This is a genomic window from Micromonospora sp. KC723 (genome assembly GCF_004348595.1).
Lineage (GTDB): Bacteria > Actinomycetota > Actinomycetes > Mycobacteriales > Micromonosporaceae > Micromonospora.
The window spans coordinates 1-11,034 of sequence record NZ_SMKD01000165.1 but is presented as its reverse complement, the minus strand read 5'-3'; the positions used below and the strand labels follow the sequence as shown (position 1 = coordinate 11,034).

Annotated in this window: 8 protein-coding genes; 4 read left to right on the top strand and 4 right to left on the bottom strand. The window is 74.9% G+C overall.

Features of this window, described 5'->3' with window-relative positions; all coding sequences use genetic code 11:
- The 3 genes from E1165_RS25300 to E1165_RS25290 form a co-directional block, all read left to right on the top strand.
- The coding region (locus E1165_RS25300; RefSeq protein WP_132394235.1) for a TlpA disulfide reductase family protein at window positions 1-468 on the top strand (468 nt) is incomplete at its 5' end.
- 133 nt (window positions 469-601) lie between these two features.
- Window positions 602-1,276 (top strand): CoA pyrophosphatase, encoded by a 675-nt coding sequence (locus E1165_RS25295; RefSeq protein ID WP_207917035.1) that lies wholly within the window; start codon window positions 602-604, stop codon window positions 1,274-1,276.
- Window positions 1,277-1,334: 58 nt separating this feature from the next.
- Entirely contained in the window at window positions 1,335-2,513 is a 1,179-nt protein-coding gene (locus tag E1165_RS25290) for a MarP family serine protease (protein ID WP_132394234.1), read from the top strand.
- Window positions 2,514-2,548: 35 nt separating this feature from the next.
- Here E1165_RS25290 and E1165_RS25285 read toward each other — a convergent pair whose 3' ends face one another.
- The 3 genes from E1165_RS25285 to eccCa all read right to left on the bottom strand — a co-directional run bounded on the left by E1165_RS25285 (window position 2,549) and on the right by eccCa (window position 8,733).
- Window positions 2,549-3,301: a phosphatase PAP2 family protein gene (locus E1165_RS25285; protein ID WP_132394233.1), complete on the bottom strand. Its 753-nt coding sequence runs from the start codon at window positions 3,299-3,301 to the stop codon at window positions 2,549-2,551.
- 44 nt (window positions 3,302-3,345) lie between these two features.
- Window positions 3,346-4,698, bottom strand: coding sequence for a type VII secretion-associated serine protease mycosin (gene mycP / locus E1165_RS25280; RefSeq protein WP_165945322.1), 1,353 nt, complete (start codon window positions 4,696-4,698; stop codon window positions 3,346-3,348).
- A 75-nt stretch (window positions 4,699-4,773) separates the two neighbouring features.
- A complete protein-coding gene (eccCa, locus tag E1165_RS25275; RefSeq protein ID WP_132394232.1) occupies window positions 4,774-8,733 on the bottom strand; it encodes a type VII secretion protein EccCa in 3,960 nt (1,319 codons plus the stop codon).
- A gap of 102 nt (window positions 8,734-8,835) precedes the next feature.
- Here eccCa and eccD point away from each other — a divergent pair, with 102 nt between their 5' ends.
- Window positions 8,836-10,233 (top strand): type VII secretion integral membrane protein EccD, encoded by a 1,398-nt coding sequence (eccD, locus tag E1165_RS25270; protein WP_132394231.1) that lies wholly within the window; start codon window positions 8,836-8,838, stop codon window positions 10,231-10,233.
- Between the two features lie 53 nt (window positions 10,234-10,286).
- Here eccD and E1165_RS25265 read toward each other — a convergent pair whose 3' ends face one another.
- A complete protein-coding gene (locus E1165_RS25265; RefSeq protein WP_132184143.1) occupies window positions 10,287-10,793 on the bottom strand; it encodes an inorganic diphosphatase in 507 nt (168 codons plus the stop codon).
- Window positions 10,794-11,034 lie beyond the last annotated feature (241 nt).

Here is an 11,034-nt window from a genome sequence, read left to right as displayed (position 1 = left end):
GCCACCCCGGGTACCCCGGCCTCCGCCCCGGCGGCCGACGACGGCGGCCGGCTGCCCGCGCTGATCCTCACCTGCTTCACCGGCGGTGCGCCGGTGGCACTGCGGGACGTCCACGGCCCCGCCGTGATCAACCTCTGGGCCTCCTGGTGCCCGCCCTGCCGCAAGGAACTCCCCGCCTTCCAGCGGCTCAGCGAACGGACCACCGGCCGGCTCCAGGTGCTCGGCGTCAACAGCCGGGACACCCGCAGCGCCGCCCAGTCGATCGGTGAGGACTTCGGGATCCGTTTCCCCGTCCTGTTCGACCAGGGTGAGGCGCTGCAACGGGAGCTGAGGCGCACCGCCCTTCCGCTCACCCTGCTGGTCGACGCCCAGGGCCGGGTCCGCCACGTCGACGCCAGCGGCGCCCTCGACGACGCGCGCCTCGCCGCACTGGTGCGGCAGCACCTCGGCGTGGAGGTGCCGGCGTGAGCGCGAGGAGTGGGCCGATCGTGCGAGCCCCGCGGGCGCGAGCGGAAGAGACAACCGTGAGCGCCCGGCTCGGGCCGCCGCCGTGGTGGCCGGAAGCCGGGGCACGGCCGTGACCGGCTGCCCGCCCGACTGGATGGACCCGCTGCTGGCCCGGCTGGGCACCGCCCGGGCCGAGGACTTCACCCGGCTCACCACCCCCGAGACAGGCGGCCGGGAGAGCGCGGTGCTGGTGCTGCTGGGCGAGGAGCCGGCTGCCGGGCCGGACGTGCTGGTCCTCCAACGCGCCGCGACGCTGCGTAACCACGCCGGTCAGCCGGCGTTCCCGGGCGGCGCGGCCGACCCGGAGGACGCCGACGCGCCGGCGACCGCGCTGCGCGAGGCGAACGAGGAGGTCGGGCTCGATCCGTCCAGCGTCACCGTCCTGGCTGAGCTGCCGAAACTCTGGATTCCGGTCAGCGACTTCGTGGTGACCCCGGTGCTGGCCTGGTGGCACACGCCACACCCGGTGCACCCGCGCGAGCCGGCCGAGGTCGCGCACGTCGCCCGGCTGCCCGTCGCCGAGCTGGTCGACCCGGAGAACCGGATGCGGGTACGCCACCCGAGCGGCTGGATCGGTCCGGCCTTCTCCGTCCGGGGCATGCTGGTCTGGGGATTCACCGCCGGGGTGCTCGCCACGCTGCTGGAGATGGGCGGCTGGGCCCGCCCCTGGCCACACGGCCGGGTGGTCGACCTGCCGCCCACCGGGGCCGCCCCGGCGCCGTCGGCGGGCACCGACGAGGTGGACGAGATGACCGGCCCGCTGACCTGATCGTCACGTTCCGCCTGCGCAACGCCGCAGGCGGGCGTGCTGCCCGTACCCTTGACCCGTGTCCGTCGTGGATCTCCTCCTGCTCCTGCTCCTGCTCGTGTTCGCGATCAGCGGATACCGCCAGGGCTTCGCCATCGGGGCGCTGTCGCTCTCCGGCTTCTTCCTGGGCGCGCTGCTCGGGCTCCAGGTGGGCCCGCTGTTCGCCCGGCAGTTCGTCGACAGCGGCACCCGGGTGCTCGTCTCCCTGATCGCCGTCTTCGGGCTGGCGGTGCTCGGGCAGGCGCTGGCCGGCTGGCTCGGCTCGCACCTGCGCAGGACGATCACCAACGACGTGGCGAGGCGGGCGGACGACATCGGCGGCGCCTTCGTCTCACTCTTCGCGGTGATGTTGGTGGCCTGGCTGGTCGCCGTCCCGCTCGGCTCCTCGTCGCTGCCGTGGCTGGCCGCCTCGGTCAAGAACAGCGCCCTGCTCAACGTGGTGGACCGGATCCTGCCGGACCAGGCGCAGGAGCTCTCCACCGCGCTGCGGGACACGGTCGACACCAACGGTTTCCCGGAGGTCTTCAACGGACTGGGCCGCACCCAGGCACGGCAGGTCTCCCCGCCCGACCCCACGCTCGCCGGCTCCCAGGTGGTGGCGAACAGCCAGCGCGCGGTGGTCAAGGTGCTGGGATCCGCGCCGAGCTGCTCCCGCCGCATAGAGGGCTCCGGCTTCGTGTACGCCGACGACCGGGTGATGACCAACGCGCACGTCGTCGCCGGCACCCGTTCCGTCGCGGTCGAGCTGCGCGGCGAACGGTACGACGGTGAGGTGGTCGTCTACGACCCGCAGCGTGACCTGGCGGTGCTGCACGTGCCGGGGCTGCCCGGCCCGTCGCTGCGGTTCGCCGCCGGCCCGGCCGGCACCGGCGCCGACGCGATCGTGCTGGGCTTCCCGCTCGACGGCCCGTACGACGCGCGCCCGGCCCGGATCCGCGACATCGACCGGATCACCGGGCCGGACATCTACTCCTCCGGCGACGTCACCCGGGAGATCTACACGATCCGGGCACTGGTCCGCAGCGGTAACTCCGGCGGGCCGCTGCTCTCCTCGAACGGACTGGTACTCGGGGTGATCTTCGCCGCCGCCGCGGACGACCCGAACACCGGCTTCGCGGTGACCGCCGCCGAGGCCCGGCCGGTGGCGCTGGCCGGCGCGGAGCGTACCCGCGGGGTGGGCACCGGCGACTGCACCTGACGCCCCCACGCCGCCGGTGACCGGGGCGCGACCGGTCAGCCACCCGCCGGCACGGAAGGGGCCGTCCGGTCGCCGGGCCGGTCCCGCCAGACGGCGAAGACGGCGCAGGTGCCCGCCACCACCGCCGCCCCGAGCAGCCAGCCGGCCAGCACGTCGCTGGTCCAGTGCACACCCAACACGACCCGGCTCAGCCCGGTCACCCCGGCGAGAGCGAGTGCCGCCACCCAGACCGCACCCCGTACCCCCGCCCGGCCCCGGGCGAGCGGCAGGAAGACCACCAGCAGCACGCCGGCCGCCAGGGCGGCGTTCATCGCGTGCCCGGAGGGGAACGCGTACCCCACCGCGTCGGAGACCGGCTCGGGCAGGTCCGGACGGTGGCGCCCGACGAGCACCTTGAGCAGCGCGTTGAGCAGCCCACCGACGGCCATCGTGGTGACCACCCAGACCGCCAGCCGCCGGGCGTGCCGACGCCACAACCACACCACCAGCGGCAGGGCCGCGATCCGCAGCGGTCCAGGTCCGAACACGTCGGTCCAGACGTTCATCGTCCACGTCCACGCCGGGTTGTCGACCGCGTACCGGTGCATCGTCTCGGTGACCTCGACGTCCAGGGCGTGCAGCGGCGGCCAGCCCGCCAACACCAACGCGGCGAGCAGCGCGAACGGCACCAGTACCAGGAACGCCGCCACGGCGGCCAGGGTCAGTCGCAGGCCCAGCGGGTGGTCGCGGTCGAGTCGGCGATCCCGCCAGTACCCGACCGGGGGGTGTGTGGGAGTGCGGGTTTCCATGGGCGGTTGTTACCCCGTGCGGGACCGGATCAGCCCCGACTCACTCATCGGCCCCACTGCCGGAACCGGCGGACCGTCAGCGCGGCGCCGGTGACCAGGGCGACGAGGATGGCCACCCCGGTCCAGAGCCGGCGAGGCGCCCCGTCGTTCGTGGTGCCGGCCGGCCGGGCCTCCCACCGGGTCTGCTGCCGCGGCGCGGTGAGGCCCAGCCGTTCGCTGCCGGTGCCGCCGGCCCGCGTGTCGTCCGCCGAGCCGGGGGCCGGGCCGAAGCCGACCACGCCGGGGGAGTTGTTGTCGTCGAGCGGGTTGTGGTGCACCAGCGGCACGTCCGTGGTCAGTGCCGCGACCGGGTCGACCCGGCCGTACCCGAAGCGGTCGTCGCGGCCGACGGGGCCGATGTCCTTCGCGGTGGTGAGCAGCCGGTTGACCACGTCTCCCGCGGACATCTCCGGGTAGCGGGCCCGGACCAGGGCCGCGGTGGCCGCGACCAGCGGCGCGGCGAAGCTGGTGCCCTGCACCCCCCAGTAACCGCCCGGACGGGCACCGACCAGCCGGGTGGCGGGCGCGCTGAGGATGGTGGGATGCCCGGTGATCGAACCGGACCACAGGTTCTCGCTGGTGCCCTCCAGCCCGGCCACGGCGATGACGCCGGGTTCGCGGGCCGGGTACCAGACCCTGGGGCTGGTCGAGGTGGCGACGTTGCCGGTGCAGGCGACCACGACGACGTCCCGGGCGAAGGCGTAGTCCAACGCGGCGGCCAGGGCGGGGCTGTCCCCGCTGCCGCCCAGCGACAGGTTGATCACCCGGGCGCCGTTGTCGACCGCCCAGCGCACCCCCCTGGCGACGATCATCGCGTCGTCGTAGCGGTTCTCGTCGTCGAGCACCCGGACCGGCAGGATGCGCGAGCCCGGCGCGAGCCCGGCCACGCCCCGCTTGTCGTCGTTGCGCCCGGCGATCAGGCTGGCCACCGTGGTGCCGTGACCCACCGGGTCGGGCTCGGCGGACCCGCCGGGAGAGACCAGGTCGATGCCGGGCAGCACCTGGCCCGCGAGATCCGGGTGGGAGCCGTCCACCCCGGAGTCGATCACGGCGACGACGACCCCGCGCCCCGTGGAGGTCCGCCAGGCGGTGGCGGCCCGCAACTCCTCGAGCTGCCACTGGTCGTCGCGGATCCGGTCGGCCCGGGCGGTGGTCTCCACCGGGGCGAAGTCCGGTTCGGTCAGCGGTGCCACGGCTGCCGGCAGGGTGGGGAGCGCGCGGTGGTTGGCCGACGCCGGGGGCGGAGCCACACCGACGACCGTCACCACGGTCGCCGCCGTGCCGAGCAGCGCCCGTCCGGCGAACCGGCGGAGCCGGCTCGGGGAGCCGTGCCGAACCCTGGTCACATCCTCAGCCATTCGTCGCGACGGACACATGCTGCTGGGAGATTACCGGTTTTCCCGCGCGTGACGGGACGTTCCGCGCCGGCCGGGTCACGGTGCCGGAAGGTGGGCCAGCTGGACCAGGCGTACGCCCTCCCGCCGGGTCACCAGCCGGGCCCGCCCGGGGGGCAGCGGCCCGGGCCGGATCCCACCCACCAGCTGCCCCTCCTCCGGGCTGCCGCTCATCACCAGGCCAGCCGTTGCCAGTTCACGCAACCGCTGCACGATCGGCTCGTACTGGGCCCGGCCGGCACCGCCGCAGCGGCGGGTCAGCACCAGGTGCAGCCCGATGTCACGGGCCTGCGGCAGGTGCTCCGCCAGCCCGTGCAGCGGGTTCGTCGGACCGCTGGACACCAGGTCGTAGTCGTCCACCAGCACGAACAGCTCCGGCCCGGCCCACCAGGACCGCTCCCGTAGTTGCGTCGGGGTGACCTCCGGCCCCGGCATCCGCGCCTCCATGTAACCGGAAACCGACTCGATCAGCTCGGTGGTGTACGGGGCCGCGCTGCCGTACCCGATGCAGTGCGGCAGCTCCTTGAGGCTGTAGAGGCCGCGCCGGTAGTCGACCACGATGATGCGGGCCTGCTCGGGGGTGAACCGGGTGGCGATCGACGTGGCCAGGGCACGGAGGAAGGACGACTTGCCGCACTCGGCGTCGCCGAAGACCATGAGGTGCGGCTCGGCGGCGAAGTCCAGCAACACCGGGCGCAGGTCCGCCTCGGCCACCCCGACCGGGAAGGCCAGTCCGGTGCTCGCGGCGACGTCCAGTTCGGCGTACGGCAGCACCGGCGGCAGCAGGCGGACCGGGGGAGCCGGCGGGCCGGACCACGCCGCCCCGACCGCCTTGACCAGCTCGCCCGGCCCCGCGCCGGTCAGGTGCGGTAGGGCGGTGAGGAAGTGCAGGCCCTGCGCGGTGACGCCCCGACCGGGCGTCTTCTCGGGTACGGTCGCCGCCGCCGGCCGCTTGGCCACCGAGTCGGACGGGTCGCCGAGGCGCAGTTCGAGGCGGGAGCCGAACAGGTCCCGCATCCCGGGGCGGAAGTCCATCCAACGCACCGCGCTCGCCACCACGTGCACCCCGTACGACAGGCCCCGGGTGGCCAGGTCGGTGATCAGGGGTTCCAGGTCGTCGTACTCGCCGCGCAGGGTGGCCCAGCCGTCCACGACCAGGAAGACGTCGCCGTACGGGTCGACGGTCGGCTGCCCGGCGGCGGCCAGTGCGCGGCGGCGCTGCCGCCAGGCCGCCATCGACTCCACGCCCAGCTCCGCGAAGCGGTGCTCCCGGTCGGCCAGCAGGGCGGCGATCTCGCCGACCGTCCGCCGGACCGTCGTCGGGTCGGCCCGCCCGGCTACCCCGCCCACGTGGGGCAGGTCGCGCAGCGCGGCCAGCCCGCCGCCGCCGAAGTCGAGGCAGTAGACCTGTGCCTCGGTCGGGGTGTGGGTGAGCGCCAGCGCGCCGATCAGCGTCCGCAGGGCGTGCGACTTGCCGCTCTGCGGCATGCCCACCACGGCGACGTGCCCGGCCGCCCCGTCCAGCGCGAGCCAGAGCAGGTCGCGGCGCTGCTCGAACGGTTTGTCGACCAGCGCCACCGGCACCTGGAGGGCGCCGTGCAGCTCCGGGTTGGCGACGGTGAGGCCGCGCTGCGGATCGACACCCGCCGGGCCGAGCAGCTCGTCCAGGGTGGGCGAGGAGCCCAGCGGCGGCAGCCAGACCTGGTGCGCGGGCGGTCCCTGCCCGGCCAGCCGGTCGACCAGCGTGTCGAGCAGGCTCTCCGTCTCCTCCTCGACGGCGGGCGGCGTGGCGGGAGCTGCCGGTTCGGGGACCGGCACCAGGTGGGTGGAGAAGGTGAGCAGCCGGGGCGGGCCGCCCGTGCCGCCGCCGGCCGCACCGCCCCGGCGGCGCACCGGCCCCGAGACGTACGCGGCCCGGAACCGGACCAGCGGGTCGGTGCCGGCGCGCAGGTACCCGTGCCCGGGGGAGCGGGGCAACTCGTGCGCGTCCGGCACCCCGAGCACCGTCCGGGACTCCAGCGCCGAGAAGGTCCGCAACCCGATCCGGTACGACAGGTGGGTGTCGAGTCCCCGTAGCCGACCCTCCTCCAGGCGTTGGCTGGCGAGCAGCAGGTGCACGCCGAGCGACCGGCCCAGCCGTCCGATCTGGACGAACAGGTCGATGAAGTCCGGCTTGGCCGACAGCAGCTCGGAGAACTCGTCGCAGACGAGCAGCAGCGACGGCAGCGGGGCGAGCGGGGTGCCGGCGGCCCGGGCCCGTTCGTAGTCCCGCAGGCTGGCGAAGTTGCCGGCCCGGCGCAGTAGCTCCTGCCGGCGCATCAGCTCTCCGTTGATGGCGTCCACCATCCGGTCGACCAACGGCAGCGCGTCGGCCAGGTTGGTGATCACCGCGGCGGTGTGCGGCAGCCGGTCGAAGGAGGCGAAGGTCGCCCCGCCCTTGAAGTCGACCAGCACGAAGTTGAGTTGTTCGGAGCTGTGCGTGGCGGCGAGCCCCAGCACCAGCGTGCGCAGCAGCTCCGACTTTCCCGAGCCGGTCGCCCCGATCAGCAACCCGTGCGGGCCCATGCCGTCCTGCGCCGACTCCTTCAGGTCCAGTTCGATCGCGCCGCCGTCGACGCCCACCCCGATCGGCACCCGCAGCCGGTCCCGGGGCGCGCGGGGCGTCCAGCCCTGCTCGGCGGTGAACCCCTCCGGGTCACCGATGCCGAGCAGCTCCGGCAACCCCAGCTCCGCCCCGGGCGTGGCCTCGCCGCCGCGGACGGTGCTGGCCAGCCGGAGCGGGGCCAGCCGCCGGGCCACCGCCTCGGCGTCCGCCGGCTCCAGCCGGTCGGCGGTGCCCACCTCGGCGTGCCCCTCGGCCGACCACGAGTGCAACCGCCCGCCGCGCAGCTCCAGCAGCAGGGCGTACCGGTCGAGCAGGCGGGGCGGCGGAGTGTCCAGGTCGATGACGGTGACCGCGTCGATACCGCCGTCGCCGGTCAGGTCGGCGGCGCCGGTGGGGTCGCCGCCGTCGAGGAGCACCACCACGTGTGGCCCGTCGGTGACCGGCCCGGCCGGGTTGAACCGGGACCGGTTGGCCAGCACCTCGTCGAGGAGCCGTTCCAGTTCGGCGGCGGAGCTGGTGACCAGGCGCACCGGGCCGAGGGCGTCGGCGCGGCCCGGGTGGTGGGCGTGCGGCAGCCACTTCACCCACTCCCAGGCCGCCCGCCGCTCCGGGCCCGCGCAGACGGCGATCAGCAGTTCGTCCGGCGCGTGGAAGACGGCGAGCTGGGTGAGCACGGCCCGGGCCAGCGCCTGCGCGGCCGGGGAGCCGGTGTGCGGCGCCTGACCGGGCGCGGGCTCGCCCTTGACGTACACCCGGGCGAAGCTGCGCAGCGACAGCGCCACCGGCAGGTCCGGCACCACCGAGTACGCGTCGAGGAAGCGCCGCAGCGCTCCGGCGGTCATCGGCTCCAGCTCCTCCAGTGGCCGGGTGACCGGGGGCACCAGCGGGGTGGCGAGGGTCTGCGGCCCGACAGCGACCCGGACCACCGCGAAGTCGGGGTCGGCGGGGCGGCGCTCCCAGACCCGGTGGCTGTCCACCGTCGACCAGAGTCGGGCCGGGTCGGGATGCCGGTAGTAGAGCCCGGTCCGCTGCTGGCCGGCGGCCTGCCGGACCCGGCGGCGCAGCGCGGTGAGGTGCCGAAGGTACTCCCGGCGGGCCGCCATCATCTCCGACTTCTTGGGGGTGCCCGAGGCGCTGCCCCAGGAGGTCACCAGCATCGCCAGCGAGGAGAGCCCGAACAGCCCGCCCACCAGGTACGAGTAGGGGCCACCACCGCGGCCGAACATCATCGCCATCGCCACGGTGCCGCCCAGCATCGGCAGCACCACCAGCGCCTGCTGCCAGCGGCCCTCGGTCACCGGGGGAATCTCCGGCGGCGCCTCGACGGGCAGCTCGCCGACCGGGATCTCCGGCGCCGGCCGGCGCGGTGGCCGTTTGATGACAACTGTGGACACTCCGGCCTCCCCTGTGGCGCTCGGTAACCCGAGCCTGGCTCATGGTAGGTAAAGTCCCCCTCGTCCGTCAGCCGTCGCATCCGATCGATATGGAGACCGTCGATGACCACCGGGCTGGCCAGGGTCACCATCAGCGCCCCCGGGCGACGCGTCGACGTGGCCCTGCCGGAGCAGGTCCCCCTCGCCGAGCTGCTGCCCGAGCTGCTGCGGCACGCCGGCGAGGGGCTGGCCGACGACGGCGAGCGGCACGGCGGCTGGGTGCTCCGGCGCGCCGACGGCGCGGTCCTGGTGACCGCGCAGGCGCTGCTGCCACAGGGCGTCCGCGACGGCGAGGTGCTGCACCTGGTGCCGGCCCACGACCAGTGGCCGGAACTGGAGTACGACGACGTGGTCGAGGCGATCGCGGACGGAGCCCGCCGGCGTGGCAGCGCCTGGTCACCGGCGGCCACCCGGGCCGCCGCGCTCGCCGGCGCCGGGGTGCCGCTCACCGTCGGGCTGGTCGCCGTGCTGGCCGGCGGGCCGCAGCACCGCGCCGGCTGGACCGTGGCGGTCACCGTGGCGCTGGTGCTCGCCGTCGCCGGCACGGTGGCCTCCCGCGGGTACGGGGACGGCGCGACCGGTGCCACCCTCGGCGGATACGCGCTGCCGTACGCGTTCGCCGCCGGCGCCCTCGCGGTCTCCTCCGGCGACCCGGTCGGGGTGTTCCGGCTGTTGCCGTGGCTGGGCGCCCCCGAGCTGCTGGCCGGTTCGGTGGCGTTGTTGCTGGTCGCGGTGCTCGGCCTGGTCGGTGCCGCCACCCGGCTGCGGGTCTTCGTTGCCGGCGCGACCGTCGGCGCGATCGGTGCGTCCGCCGCCCTCGGCGGGCTGCTGCTCGACCCGGCCGGCACGGCGGCGGTGCTGGCCTGCGTGCTGGTCTTCGCCCTGGGCGCGCTGCCGCTGCTGGCCATCCGGCTGGGCAAGATGCCGCTGCCGCCGATCACCCTGCCGGCCGGCCCCGGTGGCCCCGACGGCGTGCGGGACCTGCCGGACCGGGTCCGGGTGCACGCGGCGGTGGCCCGGACCGAGGAGATGCTGACCGGGATGCTGATCGGGCATGCCGTGCTAGCGGTCGGGGCCGGGTACGCGCTCGGGGTCGCCGGGGGTGTGGCCGGGCGGCTGCTCGTGGCGGTGACCTCGGCGGTGCTGCTGCTGCGCTCCCGGCTCTTCGTGGCGGTCCGCCACCGGGTGCCCCCGGTGCTGGCCGGGTTGGCCGGGGCCACGGTGCTGGGCGTGCTGCTCGCCGGCCGGGCCGGTGACGCGGGCCTGCTCGCGCTGGCCGTGGGCGGGCTACTGGTGGCGCTGGCCGCCGTGGCGGCCGGTACGACGTACGCCCGGCGGCCGGTCTCGCCGTACGTCGGGCGGGTGGCCGACCTGACGGACACCGCGCTGGTGGTGGCGGTGGTGCCGGTGGCCTGTGCGGTGCTGGGCCTCTACGACGCCGCGCGCGGCCTGCTGGGCTGACCGTACGACGAAGGCCCGGCCGAGGGCCGGCCGGGCCTTCGTCGACGCGGTCGTCAGTGCGCGGACTCGCCCCGCTCCTCGGCCTCCCTGGCCCGGCGGTACGACGCGGCGATCTCGGCCTCGGCCTCGACCCGGCCGACCCAGGTGGCGCCCTCGACCGACTTGCCCGGCTCCAGGTCCTTGTAGACCTCGAAGAAGTGCTGGATCTCCAGGCGGTCGAACTCGCCCAGGTGGTGGATGTCGCGCAGGTGTTCCTGACGGGGGTCCTCGTAGGGGACGCAGAGGACCTTGTCGTCGCCGCCCTTCTCGTCGGTCATCCGGAACATGCCGATGGTGCGGCAGCGGATCAGGCAACCGGGGAAGGTGGGCTCGGGGACGAGCACCAGGGCGTCCAGCGGGTCACCGTCCTCGCCCAGGGTGCCCTCGATGAAGCCGTAGTCGGCCGGGTACTGGGTCGACGTGAACAGGGTGCGGTCCAGCCGGATCCGGCCGGTCACGTGGTCCACCTCGTACTTGTTGCGGTGACCCTTCGGGATCTCAACCGTGACGTCGAAATCCATCTCCCACGCTCCCTCGTCTGCCCACGCTGGCTGAACGAACCACTGACGCCCCCGGCACGGGTGATCGCCACCCACCGGCTGCGGACGCCGCATAGTCTTCGGACCGAAGTAGTGTCGCCCAAGGCTGTTCCGGAGGAGGGAGGAGGGGGTCGTGGGGAGGGAAGATTCACACTACCGCCCGGAGGGGGTTGACGGACGTGGGTCCGGCCGATCCGGTTCCGGCAGCGCCACCGGCCGGGTC